Below are 24,517 nucleotides of genomic sequence, written 5' to 3'. Positions count from 1 at the left end.
ATGCCAAAAATCATTATGCTACAATCTCATTATAACCCGGTACATCATCTGTATGCTCTTCACCCTCAAGAGTAATATCCTCTTTTAAGGCTTCCATCCTACAGCTACTAAATACATCAAGGTTATTCTGCTCGGCTTGCCATTTTAAGCTAGCTTCTTTAAAACTAACAATACCATTTTCAATTTCTTCTAATGTCCAATTTTTTATTTCGTGTAAAAAATTCTCTATATCTGCTTTTGCTTCTGGATTTTTTTCGATAAATGGATTAAAAAATTCCTTGATACCTGCTAATAATTCTTCTTTTCCAGGTTCTATGTCTTTTATATCTTTAGAATCTAGAGCTGGAGCTATCGGTGTATTAACTGCATCCTCGTTGTTTGCTATATTCTCTTCTTCAAAGCCTTCATCAAGCTCGTTATTAGAAGTATTAATGTGGAATAGCTCTTTATAAGAATCATTTATAACAATTTTATCATCAGGATTATTTGCATTATAATTATTTATTATTTTATCAATAGCTTCTTTAAACTTTTCATTATAAGGTGCATCTCTAAAGGTAGAGCTTTCATATATAGATTTTTTAGCAAATTCTTTTAGTGCTTGAAGATTTTCAGTACTAGAATTACTCATCTCAGCATGTTTTTCCGGAATATAAGTAGCTATTTCTATTAATTTATCACCAAAAATTCTTTGGGCAGTTATTTCATCAGCTTGTTGTGTTGCTTCTAATATTTTACCGGGCATATTATTTTTTAATAGCTCTATTATTCCTCCGCCGCAACAAACAGTTTGGTAATCATCATTATTTTCTTCTTTTAATGATAAATATAAAGCGTTGTCTATGTTATAGTTATTTTCTTTTAATAATTTCCATGTTTGTAAGGTTGGGTCATTAGCATATACTCCACCATCAATAATTTTATGTAATTTAGTATTGGTTATATTACTGAAATTGTGGCTGGGGAAATATCCGGGTGCTGCAGTGATTCCTTGTATTATATCTGAAAGGTAATAATCATTATCTTCACTTTTTCTAGCCTCTATAGTAGAGAAAGTCATAAGAGGATTTTGTTTATTATTTAGATCATAACCTGTAACTACAACATCACCGATTAAATCCTTTAGGGTATAATCCTTACAATATTCTTTCAATAACTTTACTAATGGTTCAGGAGAAAATTTATAGCTGAATAAGCCATTAAAACTCCAAAATTTTCTAAAAGTTAATCCTTCCGGAAAAATATCGTGTGCCATTTCTTCAAACAGTTCTTGAGCTTGCTCTGCACTGAATAAAGGTTTTCCGGGATTATTAGGATCCGGTAAATTAAGCAAAATAGGAATAAGTCCTCCAACACTGGTCCCTCCAGTAAAATCGAATATCTTGCAAGTAGGCTTACCGGTTATTTGCTCTATTATTTTTAATTTTTCTAAATGGATCTCTCCTTTTACTCCGCCGCCCTCAAATAGTGCTAAGCTACTCTTATTAGTATTGCTTATATCTACCATAACCACCTTTCAAAAATATTAAGAGAGCAAAATATAATAAAAATTAACTTTTGTCAATAAATTTATCTATACAAACTTAACAAAATTTAACTTATGCAAAAAATTGTAACTATTAGTAAAGAAGACTTGATTAATGATTAATATTTTAGTATATAGCTAATATTATAACTATAAGGGTATAAGATATGTTAGTTAGCTACAGGGGTGTAAACCCTGAGTTATTAGCTGAAGAAGTAAACTTAATGATGAGTAGGGTCGGACCAAAGCTTGATAGCATTGCTAATGAAGAGGGCAAAATTACTTATGCAAAACAAAAATTACTTAAGTATTTTAAGAATAATAGTATTACTAAAATCTTAGCACTTAAAAATTGCTTTGAAGGTACCACGGGTGAAACTTTGAATATTATAGATATTATAGATGATTTATTATTAAATAGAGATGGGTTTCATGTACATACTGCAGACACTCTAGATGCTATAGATACTTTAAAAAAAACTTTAATCCCGCTCCTTGGAATATATTTTTCTGAATAATTTAATATTAATTCTACTATAAATAATGACACTAAAACACAAAATTTTTGATAGCTCTTCTGATGAAGAGACAAAAGAAAATTATACTTTGCCAAGGTATCTTGATTTTTTATTAAAAAATATACTAGATATTAAGTATATAAATGATTCTGAAGATCTAAAGCTTAGGTTTGGTTTAGTATTGCATAAGTTAGCCGATGGATTTTATAAAGATTCTGCTATTAGGGATATTTATAAAAAAATTAAATCCGAAATATTAACTGTAGATAATGATTATTGCGAAAAAAATTTTAATATTATTAAAACTGCTTTTAATAAACATTTAAGTAAATTATTTAAAGATGACAACAAAGAAAATATAAGTGATAAGGATTATCAAAGGCTATTAGATTCTGTATTTAATCCGAATCGCTCTATTCCTAAGATGTTTACTTTAAATAAGAATATTACTGCGGATTATGCTAAAAAAGTATTATTACAAGAATTACAAAACAGTAATATCAACTTAAGAAGCATAAGTAAGAATCCATTAAATTATACAATACATGATTCCAAAGGGCTTTTAGCTTTTGCTGCAATGATTGACAGGAATGATAAAAATCAGCTAAAGCATCGAATTTTAGAAGAAACAAATAGTGCTTTATCTACTATATGTAATATATCAAATACTAGAGAAGAGACCTTTACGATTAATCATATAGTACATTATAAAACCGGTAATGTACAAACCGATGTACCGGATTTAGGAAAATACGATGAAGTTTTATCCAAATTTGAGAAAGAATCCGAATATAAACATGCTATTATAAAACGTATATTTGAAGTTATACATGCTAAAGAACCAACGCAAAATACAGAAGAATTACCGCGAAAACTAAATTACTTTGCTGAAAAATTAACGCATTTGCTGTTTATAGTCGAGATGCATAGAAATAATGCGACCTTATTTACAGCTCCGATGTTTTTAGAGCTTATTGACAAAGATGGAATATTCCTATCTGATAAAGAGCTTTTTCCTATGTCTATAGAGCATGCCGTTGCTCAAACAAGAGGCGTAATTAAAAACTATAAATCTGTATTACCAAATTCCTGCTCAATAGATTATGACATTACAAATGTACAAAACGGTGATCTATTACTTATCAAAGAAGGTAATATTTTAATAAAATGGCTTAGCGAAAAATTAAATAATTTTAAATTGGAAAATATAGCACAAAGCTTAAGCGTCAGGGCTGCAATACAGTTTAATAAAGGTAAAAATATAGATAATATAAGCCTTAATGATATTAAATCTTTTTTAGAAAAAGTTAATAAACTAGAACCTTGTCCTACGAATTTGTTAAATTCATTAGAGCAAAATTTAACTGCTTTAATTTTTGAAGTAAATAATAAAGGAGAGCGCAATTTAAAGCTTACAAAAACTAAATTGCTTGAAAAAAAGGATTTTTCGAGAGATTTAAAGGATTTAATTGAAATAACCTACTTGGAATTTACTGAAAGCTTAAAGAATATTGAAGGTTTTTTAGTTCAAAAAAAGGAAACTCTAAAGAAAGATATTAAAAAAATCCTACCAGAAATCCTACAAATTTTATGCGATAAAATAAAAGAATGGTATGACATTGATGCACCTGAATATACCAAAGATGTATTAAAAGATGTTACAGCAAAATTTAATCAAACTATTTCTCCTGTCTCAGCTAAAAAGAGATTAAAAATATCTCTTTCTAAAAAAATAGATATATATAATGAAAATGATGATAACATTAATCAAACTTTGGTACCTGATGCTATAGACGATAATATGAAAGCATATTTTAAATTAATAGGAGAAGATGCTAATATACTCCTATGAAATGAAGAGTTGATATACGAAGTTCAACTTGGAAAAGAGTAATCTAGCTGTAAGCCGAGGAGCGAAGCGTATAATAATACCTGAGCATTCGAGGACTTACAAAGACGACATAGCCAATTTTTCAAGTTCATCGAGTATACTATACACGATTAAAAACAGTATTAATATTATAGTCTTTTTGAGGTCCTAGAACTTTATAGTTTAGAGTAAAAGAATCAGGATTTAAAAATATATAGGTAGCATTATATTGGTCTTCGCCGCATAAATGGCTACCTGTAGCTCTTGAGTTATCTATAAAATCTAAACGATGAAATAAGCTATTTTCTGCTTTGGCAAAATATTTTACAATATTATCATCTTCTAAAACATATCTATATTCTTTATTAGCGGGGATTTGATAATCGTAGTCGTTATAATGAATTTGCAATTCCTCTTTATAGATTAATTCGTTTAAACTTTCAGGTACAGCGTCATTCACAAAGCTTGATACAAGCAAATTTTTTGAGTCAAGCCTTTGCTCACGTACTTTTGTACGCTCCGCAGGCTTGCTCTTAAATTTATCTTGTCTGAAGCTTTGTGAATTTAGCTGTAGAAAATACGCTATCCCCTCACCATAACCATAATTATCTATAATTCTGTTAATTCGGTATTTTCCGGATAGCCTTAAAAAGATTTCTTTTGCTGGATTGTTTTTTGAGGGCATGATAGGTAAAACATACTGTGTCATGCCGTGGCTTGACCACGGCATCCAGTAATACAACTTATAATATTAGTATGTGTCTATTTTTTTTTCTAGATACCGTGGTCAAGCCGGTGTTGTTGTGTGGCTCAGTTTTTTTTGTCATCCTGTGATTTATTCACGGGATCCAGTTAAAAATACTAATATTATTAGTATTTTTAGTTGTTTTACTGGATACCGTGGACAAGCCACGGTATGACACCCAGCAGGTTTTCTGAGCCATGCAACAACACTGGTCAAGGTACGGGTTAGTTCTGCAATATTTTCATCAGCAAATTAATCTCTTCACGTAATTCTATATCATTTTCCAGCAATTCTTCTACTTTCTTAATAGCATGCATAACCGTCGTGTGGTCTTTTTTACCGAATTTTTTACCGATATCAGCTAAACTTTTCGGCGTTAATGCTTTACTAAGATACATAGCTATTTGACGCGGTCTTGCAACTTCTCGTAATCTTCGAGAAGAAGACATATCGGATAATTTAATATTATAACGACTAGCTACCTTTTTCTGAATATCTTCAACGGTAATTATTCTTTCATTAGAACGTAATAAATCTCTTAAAATATTTTGTGTATTTTCGAGGGTAATTTCTTTTAAAGTGAAATTAGAATGAGCAATCACTTTATTTAAAGCTCCTTCAAGTTCTCTAACGTTTGAAACGATTTTAGATGCTAAAAAATCAATTACGTCTTTCGGTATTTTAACGTTCATCTGCTCAATCTTAGATTCTAGAATACCGAGTCGTAGCTCATAAGTAGTACTATGAACATCGGCAACTAAGCCCCACCCAAGACGAGATTTTATCCGATCTTCAATATTATCTAAATCTGAAGGTGACCTATCACAGGAAATAACCATTTGACGATTATTATCAATCAGAGTATTAAAAGTATGGAAAAATTCTTCCTGTGTACTATCTTTACCGCAAATAAATTGAATATCATCAATCATCAATACGTCAACTGAGCGAAATTTTTCTTTAAATGCTATCACTTCTTTGTTACGCAATGCTTTAACGAACTGATACATAAACTTCTCTGCCGACATATATATCACTTTGCGGCTTGGATTATTCTGTTTGATATACCAACCGATTGCATGCATTAAATGAGTTTTACCAAGCCCTACGCCGCCATATAGAAAAAGCGGATTAGACTCAGAAACCGCACCTGATGATTCCGCAACCGCTCTTGCTGCTGCATAAGCTAGCTCATTTGGGGCTCCAACCACAAAATTATCGAAAGTAAACCGTACGTCAAGGGTTGAAAAGATATTTTCCGAATTAAGCTCACTGCTGCCGATATCGGCAAAAGTCTTAGTAGGTAATTCTATAACTGTTTGGGTTGTCCCAGGTAACTCTTTAGTAATTATTTCAATAGACTTAATGGTATTATTATAATGTTGAAATAGTTGCAATATGACCATAGAGTACTTGGATTTTATCCAATCTCTAACAAAGTTAGTAGGGGCACAAAGAATAACGGTATTTAATGAAGATTCTATAAAATTGACTTTACTAAACCAGCTATTATATAGAGTTTCACCGTAATGATTGTAAAGGTCTTGAGCCACGTGACTCCAGACATTTACATAATTATCACCTTGATCCGTTAAAATTATTTGATTAGTACTCACTTAAAACTGCCACGGTAAGTTATTTTGTTTCCAGCCTTTGTCTTGATTATTTCCTTCAAAGCCGTCACTAATATTATAACAATTTTTATAACCCATATTAGCTATAAAATTTGCTGCGATAAATGACCTATATCCTGAACGGCATAGAAAAAATATTATTGCACCTATTTTATCTTTAATTATAGATAAAAAATTATCTTCAAAATCTTTATTCAATTGCCAACTCAAAAATATCACCTTATTTTTATTATCTAAATGAGGTATCCCAACTTGTTGCCACTCTTCTTCTGTTCTAACATCCACAAGAAAAGCATTATCATTTGAAATTAATATATCATAAGCTTTTGTAGAACAGATATTTTGAACCGACATATTTACGCTTTTTTGCTGTTATTGATAAAAATAAAAATTAATAGAATATGGATTTATTAGAGTGCTTAATTATTAAAGCATTTTAAAATGATCTTGGTATCTGATAATTTTAATAATATTATTATAAAAAATTTTTGCAAGATGTTATAGATGAATAAATTAAATAAAAACTCTTTACAAAAGAAACTTTTTTATCGTAGTAAAAATCGTGGTTGCAAAGAAATGGATTATATACTCGGTAGCTTTGCCGAAAAATACCTATCCTTAATGGATGAAAAAAAACTTGAAAGCTATACTTTAATACTTGATCAAAATGATAATGATCTTTATAATTGGATTAATAATAAATCTTCTGCTCCTTCTTATCTAGATGCCGAAATAATTGATAAATTACGCAAAATAGCAAAAATATAAACTCCTGTAGAATGTTACAACAAAAATTTCCGGCGGCTGCCAAATCTTTCTTTGCAATCCATAATTTTACTAAGAATCTTAAGCAAGATTTGATATTAAGTGCGAGTAATGAAGATGAAGCGTTGCAATTATACAAGCAAGCATTATTTTTTTCTTCTAATGAAAATATTTATTACTTTCCAAGCTATGATACTATCCCTTACGACCATACGTCACCAAATGCAAATATCTTATCTAGACGTGCAGAAACATTAACCAAGCTAACAACAGATAATAGTAACGGCAAATTACTCATAACTCATGCAGCGAACTTATTAAACAAATTACCGCCGAAAGATTTTTTTTCTAAATATTTTTTGAAATTATCCCCTAAAATGAAATTTACTACGGATGAGCTTGCTATGTTTCTAGTAGAAAATAGTTTTACAAGAAATGCGAGTAGCATCGATGTCGGGGAATTTGCGGTTAGAGGCGAAATCATTGATATAATATTGCCTGGTCCTAAAGCTTATAGAATTAATTTTAGCTGGGATTATATTGAATCAATAAAAGAATTTGATATTGATACACAAATTTCAACTAAATCTTGCAGCGAACTCGTTATTAGTCCTGCAAATGAGATAGTTTTAAACTCTGAAACAATCGGTAATTTTAAGAATAATTACTTACGAAATTTTGGAGTTAATCATACCGATAATCCTTTATATGAGGCGGTGATATCGGGAAGAAAATTCGCAGGATATGAACAATTACTTCCATTATTTTATAATTCCTGCTCTAACTTAGTAGATTACCTAAACGATCCTATTTTTATATTCGATAATTTATCAAAACAAGCCATTTTAGAGTTTGAGCATAGTTATAATGATTTTTATTCAGCAAGGTTAGAGGAGAATAAACTTAAATTTAATAGTTTCTATCCCACCCTTTCACCGACTAGCTTATATTTTACCGCTTCTGAAATAACGGAATTACTAGAACAAAAAAATAATATATTGATTAGTTATGAAAATTCTGAGCAAGCAACTCTAATTGAAAATATAGCTGCTACAAGCTTTATAGAAAAGAAAACGGTTTTCGATAAATTATTTGAGATTATTAAAGCTCATTCTTCTAAAAAAATCGTAATAGGTGCAGCTTCTTTAAGCGGTCTTGAGAGAATTAAAAGCATCACCCAAAATTATGAATATAAATATTATGAGATAAATAAATTAGATGAGGCTAAGGCTTCAGTAATAAATGTCGGGATAATTCCTTTAAATCAAAACTTTTATACTAAAGAATATTTATTTATTACCGCTAGCGAATTATTAGAAGAAAAATCTAGCTCTACAAACACTAACAAAAAGCTTAAAAATATCTTGCTGGAGCTTGATAATTTAGCTGAAGGTGAGTTTGTAGTACACAAAGATCATGGAATAGGGCAGTTTTTAAAGCTAGAAGCTTTAGAAATCAAAGGCAAACTACATGATTTTTTAAAGATTTTATATGCCGGTAATGATAAATTATATATACCCGTTGAAAATATAGAGGTAATAAAAAAATACGGCAATGATAATGCAGAGCTTGATAAGCTTGGCAGCGTCTCATGGCAAAGAAGTAAGGCGAAACTTAAAAACCGTATAAAAGAGATAGCACTGCATTTAATACAAATAGCAGCTAAAAGGAAACTTAATAGCAGTGCTTCCGTTGAATTTGATCTTGAAGAATATGATAAATTTTGTGCTAATTTTCCTTTCAGCGAAACGGAAGACCAGTTAACCGCTATAAACGATATTAAAGAAGACTTGAGAAACGGTATGTTAATGGATAGGTTAATATGCGGTGATGTCGGGTTTGGTAAAACAGAGGTAGCAATGCGTGCCGTCTTTATGGTAGCAAAATCTCTAAATGAACATTTACCTCAAGTAGCCGTAGTTGTACCGACAACTATTTTATGTAGTCAACATTTTTCAAGGTTCATAGAAAGGTTTAAGGGATTTGGTTTAAATATTAAGCAATTATCTAGCGTTATTAGTTCTAAAGAAGCAAAAATTATAAGATCAGAGCTTGAAAACGGTAAAATAAATATAATAATAGGCACTCATTCTTTATTACACAAAAATACAAAATTCTTTAATTTGAAATTGTTAATAATCGATGAAGAACAACATTTCGGTGTCGGTCAAAAAGAATTTCTTAAATCACTAAAATCTTCTTCTCATGTACTTGCAATGTCGGCAACACCGATTCCTAGAACGTTGCAAATGTCAATGACCGGTTTAAAAGAACTTAGCATTATTGCAACGCCGCCTCTAAACAGGCTGGAAGTTCGGACGGTGGTTATGCCGTTTGATCCTGTTATTATTAGAGATGCATTATTACGCGAACATTTTAGGGGTGGAAGAAGCTTTTATGTAGTTCCAAGAATTAAAGATATAGAGGATATCGAAAAACAATTAAAACAAATCGTGCCGGAATTAAGCTATAAAATAGCTCACGGAAAAATGACCCCGAGTAAAATTGATGAGGTTATGAGTGAATTTTATGCCGGCAAATTCGATATACTAGTCTCAACTACTATTATAGAATCGGGAATTGATATAGCCGAAGCAAATACCATGGTCATACATAAGGCCGATATGCTGGGGCTTAGCCAGCTATATCAATTGCGTGGTCGGATAGGTCGAGGTAAAGTGCGAGGCTATGCCTATCTAACGGTAGCAAGTCATAAAAAGATGACATCGCACTCGTTAAGACGTTTAGAGATAATACAAAATAGTTGTGCTTTAGGTTCAGGTTTTACTATTGCAAGTCATGATATGGATTTACGGGGCTTTGGTAATTTGATAGGTGAAGAACAATCAGGACAAATTAAGGAAGTAGGTACGGAACTCTATCAAGAAATGCTGGAAGAACAAATAGCTATTTTTAAAGATGAACCGATTGTCTCGGAGCAGCTCTTTATTCCGACTATTAATTTAGGATTATCCGTCTTTATTCCCGATAATTATGTGTCTGATTCAGCTCTTAAACTTGGGCTATATAGAAGAATAGGTAATTTAAGCAATGAGATAGAAGTAGAGAAATTTAAAGATGAGATGATTGATAGATTTGGCTCACTACCGATTGAATTTAATAATTTACTTGATATTGTAAAAATAAAACTATTATGCTTTAAGTTAAATATTGAGAATTTAGATTCAGGAGATAACGGATTTGTGATTAAATTTTATAAAAATGCCGATATGACCGATAAAATTTTGAAATTCGTTAGTACTTACTCTAATCAGGCAAAAATCAAACCGGATAATAAGCTAGTATATATCAAGAAATTGGTAGATAAAAATATAATTGTTGAAGCAAATCAGTTACTTTGGAAATTAGCAGAAGTTTGATGTCATTTCTACTCCGTCATTGCAAGGAAAAATTATAAATTTTGACGAAGCAATCTCAGGATATTGGATGAGATTGCCACGCAGCCTATGTCTGCTCGCAATGACGATAACACTTTTTTTTATGGATCCCGTAGTCAAGCCACGGGATGACATATGTAATATTATTTATGCCCCATAACCTAAAACAATTATTCCAAAAACATAACATAAAAGGTTTGTCGATTAATTCTAAAACCGTTAAGGAGAATGATGTCTTTTTTGCGATTAAAGGACAAAATGTCGATGGAAATGATTTTATTAAGGATGCTTTAAATCAGGCGGCAGCATTAGTAATTACAGACAATAAAAAAAATACTATTATAGATGATAAAGTAATTTACGTAGAAGATGTACAAGCAGCTTTATATGAAGCTATAGAAATCTTCTATCCTAAAAAACTAAAGAATCTAATAGCTGTAACCGGTACTAACGGTAAAAGCTCGGTAGTGTCCTATATAGCTCAGACATATTCATTACTTAGGAAAAAAGCAGCATCTATAGGTACGATAGGTGTAGAGATTTTTGGCTGCGATTATCTTGTAAATGATGTGCCGGAGTTGACTACACTCGATTATTTAAGCTTTAGAAGAATCGCTCATAATTTAGCTGAAAACAATATAGAATATTTAGCTTTTGAAGCTTCTAGCCATGGCCTTGATCAAGCAAGACTTGGGGAAATAAAAGTAAATATCGCATGTTTTACTAGCTTTAGTCAGGATCATCTAGATTATCACCATACAAAAGAAAATTATTTATTAGCTAAGCTGAAATTATTTACTGACCATTTATTACATGGCGGTCTTGCAATATTAAATTCCGATATAGAAGAAATAGAATTTATTAAAGATTATCTACATAACCATAATATTAAATTTATAACTGTCGGAAAAAAAGGTGATTTAGAAATAACTAAAATTAATGGTTCTTTAAAAGGACAAAATATTGACTTTATATTTAATAATAGAAAATATAATTTTAATACACCGATAATTGGTAGTTTTCAGGCTAGTAATTTATTAATTGCCGCTCTTAGTATTCATTATACAGGATTTGATTTTAATAAAATCATCGAAATTCTAACACAAGTTAAATCGGTAAAAGGTAGAATGGAGCGAATAGGTAACGCTAATATTTTTGTTGATTATTCCCATACTCCGGATGCTCTTGAAAAAGCTTTAACAGAGCTGAAAAATATTAAATTACGTGATAGTAAGTTAAGCGTAGTTTTTGGCTGCGGTGGTAATCGTGATAAAGCAAAGAGAAGTCTTATGGGGAGCATAGCCGCAAAACTCGCCGATTATGTTATAATTACAGATGATAACCCACGCAATGAAGATCCAAAGCTTATCAGAGCTGAAATCATAAGCGGTATAAGTAAAACAAATTATATTGAAATAGCTGGCAGGGAAGAGGCTATTAAATATGGTATAAATAATTTAAAACAAGACGATATCTTATTAATTGCCGGTAAAGGTCATGAAAATTACCAAATTATAGGCGATAAGAAATTACCTTTTGATGATGCTGAGATTGTGAGGAAACTAACGTCATTGCGAGGAAAGGCGAAGCCTTGACGCGGCAATCTCATGCCAAAATCCTGAGATTGCCACGCTCCTTTTAGTCGCTCGCAATGACGGTTAAAGCTCTGATTTTGCAAGAATGACATAAACATAACAATACAAAACACTATAATATGATTTGGAACTCTGAAACTTTAAGTGCTGCTCTTAGTATAACAATAAATAATTCCATCAATTGTAATGAAGTGCAATTCAACTCCAAAGATGTTAAAAAAGGTGATTTATTCATAGCACTTCAAGGTAATAGAGACGGTCATGATTATGCTCTAGATGCTATAGATAAAGGGGCGGCAGCCGTAATTGTTAGTAAGCAAGTAGAGATAAATGATAAAGATAAAATTATCCTAGTTGATGATTGTTCTGAAGCTCTACAAAAAATGGCTTTGTATAAACGAGAGAATTCAAAAGCTAAATTCATAGCTATAACAGGTAGCGTCGGTAAAACTTCTACTAAAGAAGCATTGAAAATATTATTACAACATAATTCTTTAGTATTTGCTAGTAGGGGTAATTTTAATAACAAGCTTGGTATGCTCATTAATCTTGCCTCAATGGCTGATGATACGGAATATGCTATTTTTGAGCTTGGCATGAACCATAAAGGCGAGATAAGGGAGCTGGTTCAAATATTAAAGCCGAATATTGCCATGATTACTAATATTTCGGAAGCTCATTTAGAATTTTTTTGCTCACTTAAAGATATAGCTGAAGCTAAATGTGAGATTTTTGAAAATTTTAGCAAAAATGATATTGCCGTTATTAATGCCGATACTAATTTCTATAATAAAATAGTATCGATATTAAAAAATCTCTCTATTAATAGGGTATATAACTTCGGCACATCACATAATACACCTGCACAATTAGTTTTATATGAGAACCTAGGAGAGCAAGTCCACTTAAAGTACAAGATAAATAATAAGTCCTTAAGTGTAACTATACCGTTCATTCCTAGGCATTTTGCCGAAAATTATACCGGTGTACTTTTAATTGTTGATATATTAGGTCAAGATATAGAGATAGCTGCAAATCACTTAGCAAATATTTCTCCAACCGAAGGAAGAGGGAAAATTATCGATATACAAAATTCTCGTGTAATTTGTGATTACTATAACGCAAGTCCCCAGTCAATGAAAGCTGCATTAGAATATTTAAAACAAGTACCTGCCAAGAATAAAACCGCTATAATAGGCGATATGCTAGAGCTAGGGGAAAATTCTAAACGATTACATGAGGAACTAGTGCAGTATATATTAGATGCGGCTTGTTCTAAGGTCTATTTAGTAGGAGTAAATGCTAAATATATTTATGATTTACTACCTCCCAAAATAGCTAAAAAATACTTTAAAAATGTTGATGAATTAATTACACATATTACGGATTTATTTGAAGGTAATGAGCTTATCTTAATAAAAGGTTCAAGAGGTATAAAACTTGATAAGATTGTTGATTATTATAAATAAATACACTAGGATATTTTTAATGTTGTAAGATTCCTCAATCGTCATTGCGAGCAGCCGTAGGCTGCGTGGATCGATTTTACCTCTGTCATCCCGTGGCTTGACCACGGGATCCAGTTAAAAATACTAAAATTATTAGTATTTTTTATTGTTTTTCTGGACCCCGTGGACAAGCCACGGGGTGACACAGTGGGTTTTACCGGTCCACGCAACAATGTCTCCCCTCGCAATGACGGCTCGGTGTCCACGTAACAATACCTGTTCGCAATGACGATTTGATATCCAGGCAACAATAAACAACATCAAAACACACTTTTTAATTTAAATCTACAAATGTTATACAATCTTTTACTTCCTCATATTCATAATTCACATATAGCTAATTTATTTCACTATATTACTTTCCGTAGTGGTCTTGCTATTATTATAACTCTAAGCCTTAGTTTTATCACCGGTCCTATATTAATAAAATTTCTTCGATCTCTTCAAAAAAACGGTCAGCCTATACGCTCAGACGGACCTGAATCGCATCAAACAAAAGCAGGTACTCCGACAATGGGAGGCATTATGATTATTTTGTCTAGTTGTCTTTCTACTTTATTACTTGCTGATTTAACTAATAAATATATTTGGATTACGTTATTTGGTTTTATTAGCTTCGGTATTATAGGATTTATGGATGATTATACTAAGGTAACTAAAAATAACCATTACGGGGTAAGGGGAAAAAGTAAGCTTTTGCTGCAAGGAATTATTAGCTTAATCATATGTATTTTACTAGAATATCTAGATAAAAATCCAAGTCATTTACTTAACGTACCGTTTTTTAAAAATTTAAGTTTGAATCTTGGTTATTTTTATATAGTTTTTGCTATATTTGTTATAGTCGGCTCTTCTAATGCCGTGAATCTAACGGACGGGCTTGACGGGCTTGCTACCGTTCCTATTGCTCTTACTGCAGGTTCTTTTGCTTTAATAAGTTATTTAGTAGGAAATCTAATTTACTCGAACTACTTGCAGCTAACCTATATACCGAATACCGGAGAGTTAACGGTGTTATGTGCGGGACTCGTCGGTAGCTGTCTTGGATTTTTGTGGTTTAATGCACAACCGGCAGAAGTTTTTATGGGCGATACCGGTAGTCTAAGTCTTGGCGGTGTACTTGGTATTATTAGTGTCATTACTAAGCATGAAATAGTTCTAGCTATAGTCGGCGGCTTGTTTGTTATTGAAACTGCATCCGTAATTTTACAGGTATATTATTTCAAAGCTACTAAAGGAAAAAGAATATTTAAAATGGCACCGCTCCATCATCATTTTGAAAAACACGGTTGGGCAGAATCAAAAGTCGTAATAAGATTTTGGATTATTTCAGTTATATTTGCTCTTATAGGCTTATCATCCTTAAAATTACGTTAATGATATAAACGTTGAACACCCAAAATTGGTGACAATATCTTTGTAAGTCCTCGGATGTTGAACGTTTATTAACTGCTGCCGCTCCTCGGTTTACAAACTCTTTGCTCTTTTCCAAGTTGAACTTCGTCTATTTACTTTTCATTTATTGAGAATATATTAACATAAATTAACTTTCCCTTTGCTTTTGTACGAGAAATTTACTATAATGCCGACATTAATTTATAGTAGGTGTATGGCGTGGCTAAAGAAATAGATATAAATAAATTATTAGCACAAGAAAATAATGCTTTAAATACTATATTAAGCCAAGTAAATGAATTATGCGAACAAAATAAGAAGTTGCAAGGTTTAATCGAAATACAAAATGAAACTAAAGAACTAGAAAAAGAACATAATAGATCGCTGCCTTGGTTTAAAAGATTTGTAAAAACAGTTTCTAATGTAAAGTATATTTTTGTAAAAAGTGAAGAACAGTTAACAAATGAAGCAATAAAGTATAATAACAAAATATTAAAAGATATTGATAATAAGATATATAATATAGCGGAAAAATCTGCACCTTTAAAGCAAGAATTACAAGAAGAAATCGAAAAAAATTTTAAGGATTTAACAAAGAAAGATTTATCTAAAGAACAAAGAGAAAGATTATCGGAAGTATATTTTAGTTATAAGAGTAAACCTGAAAGATTTTCAGCTCTAAATATGACAAATCCTTTACAATTCATTAAGGCTGAAGAACTAGAGAAACAATATAATTCTTTAAATGCTACAAAACAAAACATCCAAAATTTAATATCTGAGAATTCTAATATCAGAGAACTTAAGGAAATACAAAAACGAGTTGCTGAAATTAGGGAAGAAATACCTTATACATTTTTTGAAAAATTAAATAATATTTGGCAAAATGTTAAAAATGTTTTTGTAAATAATAGTGAGCAGGTTTTAGCAAAAAACAAAGAAAGTAATACTAGAACAATTAGAAAGATTGATGAACAATTATATAAAACGAAGCATAAATTTGAGGAATTAATTGAAAATAAGGAAAGAAATATTAATGATATAATTGCAAAGTTGCCTGACAATGAGGAGTTACAAAAGATAGTAAGTAACCTTACAAATCACATGGCTTCAAAAAAAGAACCAATATTAGCAAATTCGTCCCTAGCTAAACCTTTGGAAAATAGTGTAACACCGCCGCCTCCTTTATCGCAAAATAATATTCCATCACCACCGCCGCCGCCTCCTTTATCGCAAAATAATATTCCATCACCACCGCCGCCGCCTCCTTTATCGCAAAATAATATTCCATCACCACCGCCGCCACCTCCTTTATCGAAAAATAACATTCCGCCGCCACCACCGCCTATGCCTACTATGGCTCCGGCTCAGACTGAGACATTATCTAAACCTGTAGGAGTTACTACTACGGTTAAAAAACCGGAAAATCAACCACGTCCTTCTATAGATACTTCTGATTTAATGAGAGAAATAGCAGGACCAAAAAATCTAAGAAAAGTTGAAAAAACGGATGTTAAGACACAAGATTCTAGAGACTTATTGCTGCAGTCTATAAGAGGTGAACACAAACTAAGAAAAGTTGAATTTGATCCTAATACAGGAAAACCGGTTGCACATTCGCATAGTAAGCCTGCTCAGGATGTTAACAAACCTAATGGAGTTGCATCAATTTTAGCACGAAGAGTTGCTATGAAGATGAGTGATAGTAGTAGCAGTAGTGGCAGTGAAAGCGATAGTGGTAATTGGAGTGATGTTAGTGTTAATAGTAATAAATCAAAAATTCTAAAAACTAAAGGAGAACGAGATGCTAAAACGACTACGCATGCTCAAAAAATTCTAAGTAATAGGAGTTCACAAAAACCATCATCATTTGTTAGAAGTTAATTAAGATATTATTTCTCTGCGTGGGCTGCAGACTTTGTTGTGTGGATACCCAAGCCATCATTGCGAGGAACCGTAGGCGACGTAGCAATCTCATGAAGTAATAACAAACTCCTGAGATTGCTTCGCCTTGATTACTACGTAATTCTTCTCGCAATGACGAAAAACCGAACCATGCAACAAAGCTGTCTCGGCTATGGACTTTACCCTTTAAACTTCTTAGTTACTTCAACTATTCTTTTACCAAATAAATTAGCAGTTTTTAAATCGCCCACGGTAGGAGTAATATCAGGAGAGGATTTGTGATTAGATTGAGTCATAAGTCCTGACCAGCTACCTAAGCGGTTAATTTTATCCGGATCAGGCATCTCATGATCAGCAAAATTAGGAGCAGCTTCAGCTTGCCCAACCCAAATCATACAATGCTGCATAGCAAAGTGAAATAGCTGCTGAATGCTACATAATTTATCACCTGAATAAGAGGCGGAATTAGTAAAAGCTGCTGCTATTTTATCTTTCCATTTTTGCTGTGCCCATCTAGTTGAGGTAGCTTCCATAAATATTTTAAACGATCCGGCTAAGCTACCCATATAGGTTGGGACTCCAAAAATGATAGCATCCGCATTATCTAATAAATCCCAATCGATATTATCAGGTTTTTCTTTATTTATTTGTATAATAGAAACATTTGCTCCTGCTTCTTTTATGCTCTTATTTAGTTCTTCAACTACTTTTGCAGTATGACCATATCCACTATAATATACGATAGCTACTTTAACCATTTTATTCTCCATATAACAACTAAATCGTCATTGCGAGCAGCCGTAGGCTGCGTGGCAATCTCATGAAATAATAACAAACTCCTGAGATTGCTTCGTCAATTTACTATTGTAAATTTCCTCGCAATGACGTCTAAACTACTAATATACGAAACCACACCTCTCCTATAAGCCTACAATAAACTCGGCTTCAGTTTTAGACTTTATTTCCTCAATAGTAACATCGTCAGCCTTTCTAACTAATATCATTTCATCTTTATCAATATCAAAAATTCCAAGATCGGTAATTATTCTGTTAACTACTTTTTTACCTGTTAACGGAAAGCTGCATTCTTTTAATAATTTAGCACCGCCGTCTTTGGCATTATGTTCCATTATAATAACTACTCTTTTGGTGTTAGCGACCAAATCCATCGCACCGCCCATACCTTTAACCATTTTACCTGGAATAGTCCAGTTGGCAAGATCGCCTTTTTGTGAGACTTGCATAGCTCCTAAAATAGTTAAATCGACATGTGAACCTCTAATCATCCCAAATGAAAAGCTACTGTCGAAATAGCTGCTTTCAGGAATAGCAGTAATAGTTTGCTTACCGGCGTTAATTAAATCAGGATCTTCCTCTCCTGCGTAAGGAAACGGTCCCATACCAAGCATACCGTTCTCGCTTTGAAATATTACATTCACTCCTTTAGGTATATAATTTGCTACATGCGTGGGCATACCTATACCAAGATTGACATATAATCCGTCTTTAAGTTCCTCTGCGGTTATTTGATAAATTTCTTCTTTGCTCCAAGCCATATCTTATTTTTCCCTGACAGTTAATTGCTCAATACGTTTCTCATATTTTTCACCTACTATTAATCTTTGTATGAAAATATTAGGTGTGTGAATATTGTTAGGGTCAAGTTCTCCCACCTCAACTATTTCCTCTACTTCACAAACTGTAACTTTAGCGGCACCTGCCATGACTGCATTAAAATTTCGTGCAGTTTTATTGTAAATCACGTTGCCGCTTTTATCGGCTTTAAAGCCTTTAATAATAGCAAGATCGGCTTGCAACGCTGTTTCCATGATATATTTTTCGCCGTTAAACTCCTTTGTTTCTTTACCTTCTTCGACTATTGTACCTATACCTGTTTTAGTATAAAAAGCCGGAATTCCCATGCAAGCAGCTCTAATTCGTTCAGCTAAAGTTCCTTGTGGGTTTAATTCAAGCTCAAGTACTTTATCAAGATATTGTTGCTCAAAAATCTTATTTTCTCCGACATACGAAGAAATCATTTTTTTTATTTGTTTAGTTTGAAGAAGAAGCCCAAGTCCGAAATTATCAACACCGCAATTATTGCTTATAATCGTTAAATTTTGAACATTGCTTTTAAGAAGTGCATTTATTAAATTTTCAGGAATACCGCATAGACCGAATCCGCCCGACATTATAGTCATGCCGTCATAAAGAAGTCCTTCAAGAGCAGCCTCAGCCGAAGGATAGATTTTATTCATAAATTTAAAATAGTATATATTGTAGCTACTTATGATTAATAAAAATTAATGATACTATGAAATTAAATAAACTAAATTTAACTATTGCTGCTTGTCTTTTATATTCATCATCAGTATTAGCAACTGCATCAAATATTGATGACGATATAACAATTCAAGAAAATTCTAAAAAAAATTATAGCTATGTAATTACTTATGATAAAGATATGTCCTCAAGAGCAAGTAGTGATGCTGCTATGTCATTGATTGAAGGTTATCGTCAATTAGATGATGCTATGTTTGCCGATTCAGATAATATAGCTATGAAAATCTTAAGTTATATTACAAGATTTACTGCTACATCTTGGATTATGGTAGGTAATCATGAAATAGGGGGTCATGGAGCAAGAGCAAGAGAATTTGACTTAAAAGTAACAAAATATGAAGTAAGACCTTTTGGTGGTTCCACTTGGTTTAAATCTACAGATTTTAATTCTTTGCAAGTGCATAAACAAGCTGCTATAAACGTTGGGGGAATGCAAGGGGATTATGTACTATCTGAAAATATTAAAGATAGATATATGGCAAGTAACAAAATTAATCCTACCTACGGGATAGCATATATACATACTAGAACAGACCAGCCAAGCTATATTTTTAATACTAAACTTAATGAAAGTGATAGAGCCGGGAATGATATTAACGGTTACGTAAAAAATATTAATTCAATATATGGTAAAAATTACATCACTAAAAATAAGATACGTTCTTATGCTTATCTAGATTTAATTGATCCTTATTTATTCTATTCAGCTTATTCTTTTATAATGAATAGAGATCTTGACAATATTCCGATGATTGAATTAGGACCGGTTAAATATTTACCTGCGACTAGAGCGATACTTGCACCATACGGTTTAGAGCGTGGTTTAGTTAACCATTTTGTTGTTGATAATAAATATATTCAAGTTAATATTAATTACGGCAAAAATCAGAAATTTAAGTCTTACGGTGTTGGAGTTAAAGCAAATAAATTAATCGAATTCGATTTTGTCGGTTTAGGTTTAGAAGCGGCATTTTGGAATCAGCCTAAAATGTTAACTGCTACTCCTTTAAAAGAGAGCTGTAAGCAAGGCGGTCTTGGGGCAGTTAATTTTGAGCTTAGCTTAAATGAAACATTTAAGATAGTCGGCTCAGGCGGTTACAAAACAGCGGGATTTATCGAAGGTATGCCTTTAAACTCTTCAGCTATAGTTAGAGCAGGGCTAAGATTAGATTTATAAGAGAAGTGAATTATTGTCACCCCGTGGCTTGTCCAGCGTTGTTGCATGGCTCGAAAAGTCTACTCGATGTCATCCCCGCGTAGGCGGGAATCCAGAAAAATAACTTTAAATATCTATAAGAAGTTACACATTTGATAAAATAAACATATAAAAAACAAGTTTTTTATATGTTTTTATTTCCTTCCCGCCTATGCGGGAATGACATAAAACGAGCCATGCAACAAGACCGGACAAGCCACGGTATGACAGCAACAGTACTGAATTTCCGCTTTTGCGGGAATAATATATTAGTCATAATTTGTATATTTTATTATTCTTCTTTTATTATAAAGTATATATATTCGTATATAAGATAATTATGACTATATATGCTAACTATTCTAGAAAAATTTTTATTTGCTCCTGTAAAAACGTTCATTAGTATTCGTGAAGATACCGTATCGGCTCTTAAGAGGCTCGGTATTAACAATATTCGTGATTTATTATTTTATTTACCAGTTTCATATCAAAATAAAATATTATCGCCTAATTTAACCGAAGTTAGAGACGGCGAAATAATCCAAACGGAAATTATAATTGAGAGCATTAATTTACCGAAAAAAAGCAATCAGCCGTTAAAGATTACGGCTAGCAATGATACCGGTTCGTTGTTATTAGTGTTTTTTCATAAGCCCCCTCCGTTCATCTTCAACAAATTAAAAGTAGGTACTTCTCATATTGTTAGCGGGAAAGTACAATTTTTTGATCATTATTTGCAGATTTCACATCCTGAATTTATTACTAATCCTAAGCTTGCAAAGGAAATAGAGCCGATTTATTCCCTGACATATTTACTGAGTAACAAGCAGCTATATTCATATATCATAAAAGCAATAGAGATATTTGAAGAGAAGTGTAAGAGTATAGAAGATAAAGAGGTAAGGGATTATTTAGATGTTATATTGCAGAATTTGAAAATGCTGCACTCTTTATGTCATTTCCGCCCCTTATGTCATTCCCGCGAAAGCGGGAATCCGGAAAAAATGGATCCCGTGGACAAGCCACGGGATGACACTGGGGCTGCCAAAAAACAACTAGCAGCCAAGGAGCTTATCGCTAATCAAATATCTCTTTTAAATGTACGTACGCAAATAAGTAGAAGACAAGGTAATATTTATCCTAAAGCTGCCGGCATTCAAGCAAATATATTAAATGAGCTAGGGTTTGAGCTAACTTCCTATCAAAAGCAAGTCATAGAAGAAATAGAGTTTGAGCAAAGCGATAAAGTGGAAATGATGAGATTATTGCAAGGCGATGTCGGCTCAGGTAAGACTTTGGTAGCTTTGCTTACTATGGTAAATACGGTGGGAGCAGGGTTTCAAGCAACCCTTATGGCTCCAACCGATTTGCTTGCCAATCAGCATTATGAGTTCTTTATTAAAGCTTTAAAAAATACTAATATAAGAGTCGGATTACTTACAGGTAAAATACTGGGGGCAGCTCGTAAAAATATTATTATACAACTTGAAAACGGTGAGATTGATATATTAGTCGGTACTCATGCGTTATTTCAAGAAAAAGTAAGTTTTAAGAAACTAGGCTATATAGTTATCGATGAGCAGCATAGATTTGGAGTGCAGCAGCGTTTGAATCTAATAAATAAAGGGGTAAATCCTGATGTTTTAGTTATGACTGCAACACCGATTCCAAGAAGTTTAGCACTTACTATGTTTGGTGATATGAGTATCTCAAAGCTAATGGGTAAGCCGAAAAATCGTTTACCTATCGCTACAAATACCATGTCAGTTAATAAGATAGAACATATTATCGAAGCAATAAATAAGAAGCTTATGGCAGGTGAGCGGGTATATTGGATTTGTCCATTGATAGAGCAGGGAGAGAAGGAAGTAGCAGAAGAGGATAGTTTACTAATGGATGTGATGAATCGTTTTAACTCTATCGAAAATATCTATCAAGGTTATACGGGTATTATTCACGGTAAGATGAAGAATGAACAGAAAGACCAAATAATGAAGCAGTTTAAGGAAGGTGAAATTAAGATATTAGTTGCGACAACTGTTATTGAAGTTGGAATAGACGTGCCTAAAGCAACTTTAATTGTTATCGAAAACGCTGAGCAGTTTGGTCTCGCTCAACTTCATCAGCTTAGAGGTAGAGTAGGGCGTGGGTCTTTGCTATCATATTGTATATTGTTGTATAATCCTAAAAGGCTTGGGAAAGTTGCACGAGGTAGGTTTGAGATAATGAAACAAACTAATGATGGATTTTATATAGCTGAGCAGGATTTAAAACTTCGAGGTAGTGGTGAGATTTTGGGAGTAAAACAAAGCGGCGAAATCGAATTTTTCTTTGCCGATTTAGCGGACGATTATGACCTACTTCTTAAAGCTCATAAATTTGCAGAAATAGGTTCAAAAGGTAATTTAAATTTTGTTAACTTTCAGATAAAGCTCTTCGCCAAATCGCAAGTAAGCGAGCTGGTTTAGGTTTAGTGATTTTCGTCATTGCGAGAAGAATTACGTAGTAATCAAGGCGAAGCAATCTTAGGAGGTTTGACAAGATTGCCACGTCGGGACTATGTCCCTCCTCGCAATGACAGGGTAGTATCCACGCAATAATGCTTTGCGAGGAACAAAGCGACGTGGCAATCTAGTTTTAATTTCCTGAGATTGCTACACTCCTTTTAGTCGCTTGCAATGACGATTTTTATTCACTCAATAATGCTTTCTTAGGATTTAATTACTTTCTAGTATTTCTCCTGTCATATGAGTAGCATCATCATAATATGAAAGATTATAAGGTGGAGGAGAATCTAAATCTAAAATATTTGAATCTATTTTATTAGCAGAGGCTTGAATTACTATTTTATTAAGATCATGAAGCTCTGCTATTTTATGATAAAGAATTTTTGAAATTTTTTTATTGTCTGCTACTGCAGCAATCTCATAAATTGTATGACCGCTATTATTAGGTATTAAAGGAAATAATTTAAAATCAGTTTCTGCTTTTGCTTTGCTAAAATAATTTTTTAGTATAGGAGTATTTTGTGATTGAAGTATATTCATTAAAACTGAATTTCCTTCGGCGTCCTTATAATTAAGATTAAGTTGACCTGATGAAAGTAGTAGTTTTGCAGTTTTGTAAGAATTATTTTGTAATGAAGTTTTGAAAGCTTCATCTAGAGGTATATTTACAGCATTATAAGCACGTATAGTAGTAGCTAAATCGTATTTATAAGTAAGTTTACTAAAAATGCTTTTTGGTGTTGCTGTTAGTACGCGGAGTATTGGCATAACTTAATCCATTAATATTGTTTAATATTCATATATCTTACATATTAAAAATTTTTAATATGTAAATAAGCCTTAATGATATACATATAATGGATTTAAATGTCAATTAATTAGTTTTTATCTTTGCTATTTATAAAAAATATCTATTGATTTTTGTACGCTAATGGCGTACCATTACTTTTATGAACAAAAAACTTATTACAGTTATTGAGCTGCCTTAATTTCAAAAATTTGCTAAGGTTTTTTTGAATGAAAAAGAATGCACGGAAATAGTAAATTATATTGCTGCTAATCCTGAGCAGGGGGATATTATAAAGGGTGGGGGCGGAATAAGAAAATTGAGGTTTGCTCTAGGTAGTAATAATAAAGGAAAAAGTGGCGGTATAAGGATAATTTATTTTTTCCATAATGAAAATATGCCGGTATTTTTAATAACCGGTTTTATAAAAAGTAAAGTAGAAAACATTAGTCAGGATAGTTGTAATAAATTAAAAATACTCAGTGAAGAGCTGACAAAATTATATATGAGTAGAGGTAAAAATGAATAATAAAAAACTTAATCAAACAGAGGAAAGTATATTAATAGGAATGCAAGAAGCATTATCATATGCTAAAGGTAAACTAAAAGTAAAAAAGCATAGCATTTCATTACCTGATGTTGATGTTCATGAGGCAAGAGAAAAATTGCAGTTAACCCAACAGCAATTTGCCATAACTTTCGGTATTAGCGTAGCAACCGTAAGAAACTGGGAACAAGGAAGAAGATTACCTACAGGAGCTGCAAAATTACTTCTTAAAATCATTGAGAAAGAACCGAATATTGTAAAACGAGTTTTGCGAGGATAA

Annotated in this window: 19 protein-coding genes and 2 pseudogenes; 12 read left to right on the top strand and 9 right to left on the bottom strand. The window is 32.4% G+C overall.

What is annotated here, in order from left to right; all coding sequences use genetic code 11:
- Positions 1 to 13: 13 nt before the first annotated feature.
- A complete protein-coding gene (locus H6P87_RS04910; RefSeq protein WP_202068776.1) occupies positions 14 to 1,507 on the bottom strand; it encodes a patatin-like phospholipase family protein in 1,494 nt (497 codons plus the stop codon).
- Between the two features lie 185 nt (positions 1,508 to 1,692).
- On the opposite strand from H6P87_RS04910, the gene H6P87_RS04905 reads away from it, so the two are divergent.
- Both H6P87_RS04905 and H6P87_RS04900 read left to right on the top strand, forming a co-directional pair.
- Entirely contained in the window at positions 1,693 to 2,043 is a 351-nt protein-coding gene (locus tag H6P87_RS04905) for a hypothetical protein (protein WP_202068770.1), read from the top strand.
- Positions 2,044 to 2,068: 25 nt separating this feature from the next.
- Complete coding sequence (locus tag H6P87_RS04900; protein WP_246437771.1) at positions 2,069 to 3,895, top strand: hypothetical protein; 1,827 nt, start codon at positions 2,069 to 2,071, stop codon at positions 3,893 to 3,895.
- 139 nt (positions 3,896 to 4,034) lie between these two features.
- Here the strand turns inward: H6P87_RS04900 and H6P87_RS04890 are convergent, their stop codons facing one another.
- The 3 genes from H6P87_RS04890 to H6P87_RS04880 form a co-directional block, all read right to left on the bottom strand.
- On the bottom strand, positions 4,035 to 4,598 hold the full coding sequence (locus tag H6P87_RS04890) for a DUF6314 family protein (RefSeq protein ID WP_202068766.1): 564 nt from the start codon (positions 4,596 to 4,598) through the stop codon (positions 4,035 to 4,037).
- A gap of 284 nt (positions 4,599 to 4,882) precedes the next feature.
- Positions 4,883 to 6,274, bottom strand: coding sequence for a chromosomal replication initiator protein DnaA (gene dnaA, locus H6P87_RS04885; protein WP_202068762.1), 1,392 nt, complete (start codon positions 6,272 to 6,274; stop codon positions 4,883 to 4,885).
- Entirely contained in the window at positions 6,275 to 6,646 is a 372-nt protein-coding gene (locus H6P87_RS04880) for a rhodanese-like domain-containing protein (RefSeq protein WP_202068760.1), read from the bottom strand.
- Between the two features lie 150 nt (positions 6,647 to 6,796).
- Between H6P87_RS04880 and H6P87_RS04875 the strand changes: the two genes are divergently transcribed.
- The 6 genes from H6P87_RS04875 (at position 6,797) to H6P87_RS04845 (ending at position 16,837) form a co-directional block, all read left to right on the top strand.
- Positions 6,797 to 7,060: an FAD assembly factor SdhE gene (locus H6P87_RS04875; RefSeq protein ID WP_202068759.1), complete on the top strand. Its 264-nt coding sequence runs from the start codon at positions 6,797 to 6,799 to the stop codon at positions 7,058 to 7,060.
- 11 nt (positions 7,061 to 7,071) lie between these two features.
- Positions 7,072 to 10,437 carry a transcription-repair coupling factor gene (gene mfd, locus H6P87_RS04870; protein WP_202068757.1) on the top strand — a complete coding sequence of 1,122 codons (3,366 nt, stop codon included), beginning with the start codon at positions 7,072 to 7,074 and terminating at the stop codon, positions 10,435 to 10,437.
- Positions 10,438 to 10,604: 167 nt separating this feature from the next.
- A complete protein-coding gene (locus H6P87_RS04865) occupies positions 10,605 to 12,050 on the top strand; it encodes a UDP-N-acetylmuramoyl-L-alanyl-D-glutamate--2,6-diaminopimelate ligase (protein WP_202068753.1) in 1,446 nt (481 codons plus the stop codon).
- Positions 12,051 to 12,169: 119 nt separating this feature from the next.
- The gene (locus H6P87_RS04860; RefSeq protein ID WP_202068751.1) at positions 12,170 to 13,519 is read left to right on the top strand and encodes a UDP-N-acetylmuramoyl-tripeptide--D-alanyl-D-alanine ligase; all 1,350 of its coding nucleotides are present in this window, start codon (positions 12,170 to 12,172) and stop codon (positions 13,517 to 13,519) included.
- Positions 13,520 to 13,849: 330 nt separating this feature from the next.
- On the top strand, positions 13,850 to 14,935 hold the full coding sequence (mraY, locus tag H6P87_RS04855; RefSeq protein WP_202068749.1) for a phospho-N-acetylmuramoyl-pentapeptide-transferase: 1,086 nt from the start codon (positions 13,850 to 13,852) through the stop codon (positions 14,933 to 14,935).
- Between the two features lie 237 nt (positions 14,936 to 15,172).
- Complete coding sequence (locus tag H6P87_RS04845) at positions 15,173 to 16,837, top strand: V-type ATP synthase subunit I domain-containing protein (protein WP_202068747.1); 1,665 nt, start codon at positions 15,173 to 15,175, stop codon at positions 16,835 to 16,837.
- 200 nt (positions 16,838 to 17,037) lie between these two features.
- Here H6P87_RS04845 and H6P87_RS04840 read toward each other — a convergent pair whose 3' ends face one another.
- The 4 genes and pseudogenes from H6P87_RS04840 to H6P87_RS04825 all read right to left on the bottom strand — a co-directional run bounded on the left by H6P87_RS04840 (position 17,038) and on the right by H6P87_RS04825 (position 19,116).
- Positions 17,038 to 17,253 (bottom strand): transcriptional regulator, encoded by a 216-nt coding sequence (locus tag H6P87_RS04840; RefSeq protein WP_081427746.1) that lies wholly within the window; start codon positions 17,251 to 17,253, stop codon positions 17,038 to 17,040.
- Between the two features lie 42 nt (positions 17,254 to 17,295).
- Positions 17,296 to 17,616 (bottom strand): annotated as a pseudogene (locus tag H6P87_RS04835) (flavodoxin family protein); the annotation flags it as partial.
- 162 nt (positions 17,617 to 17,778) lie between these two features.
- Positions 17,779 to 18,414, bottom strand: a complete 636-nt coding sequence (locus tag H6P87_RS04830) for a 3-oxoacid CoA-transferase subunit B (RefSeq protein WP_202068744.1) — start codon at positions 18,412 to 18,414, stop codon at positions 17,779 to 17,781.
- A 3-nt stretch (positions 18,415 to 18,417) separates the two neighbouring features.
- Entirely contained in the window at positions 18,418 to 19,116 is a 699-nt protein-coding gene (locus tag H6P87_RS04825) for a CoA transferase subunit A (protein ID WP_202068743.1), read from the bottom strand.
- Between the two features lie 56 nt (positions 19,117 to 19,172).
- On the opposite strand from H6P87_RS04825, the gene H6P87_RS04820 reads away from it, so the two are divergent.
- Together H6P87_RS04820 and H6P87_RS04815 are read left to right on the top strand one after the other, a co-directional pair.
- On the top strand, positions 19,173 to 20,378 hold the full coding sequence (locus H6P87_RS04820) for a hypothetical protein (RefSeq protein ID WP_202068741.1): 1,206 nt from the start codon (positions 19,173 to 19,175) through the stop codon (positions 20,376 to 20,378).
- 368 nt (positions 20,379 to 20,746) lie between these two features.
- Positions 20,747 to 22,864: pseudogene (locus H6P87_RS04815) on the top strand (ATP-dependent DNA helicase RecG).
- Between the two features lie 249 nt (positions 22,865 to 23,113).
- Here H6P87_RS04815 and H6P87_RS04810 read toward each other — a convergent pair.
- Entirely contained in the window at positions 23,114 to 23,671 is a 558-nt protein-coding gene (locus H6P87_RS04810; RefSeq protein WP_246437768.1) for a hypothetical protein, read from the bottom strand.
- A gap of 245 nt (positions 23,672 to 23,916) precedes the next feature.
- On the opposite strand from H6P87_RS04810, the gene H6P87_RS04805 reads away from it, so the two are divergent.
- Positions 23,917 to 24,219, top strand: coding sequence for a type II toxin-antitoxin system RelE/ParE family toxin (locus tag H6P87_RS04805; protein WP_246437766.1), 303 nt, complete (start codon positions 23,917 to 23,919; stop codon positions 24,217 to 24,219).
- On the top strand, positions 24,212 to 24,517 hold the full coding sequence (locus tag H6P87_RS04800) for a helix-turn-helix domain-containing protein (protein ID WP_202068733.1): 306 nt from the start codon (positions 24,212 to 24,214) through the stop codon (positions 24,515 to 24,517). Before H6P87_RS04805 ends, H6P87_RS04800 begins: the two co-directional genes overlap by 8 nt.

This window comes from Rickettsia tillamookensis (assembly GCF_016743795.2).
Taxonomy (GTDB): Bacteria; Pseudomonadota; Alphaproteobacteria; order Rickettsiales; family Rickettsiaceae; genus Rickettsia; species Rickettsia tillamookensis.
This window is presented reverse-complemented; position numbering and strand designations above follow the sequence as displayed.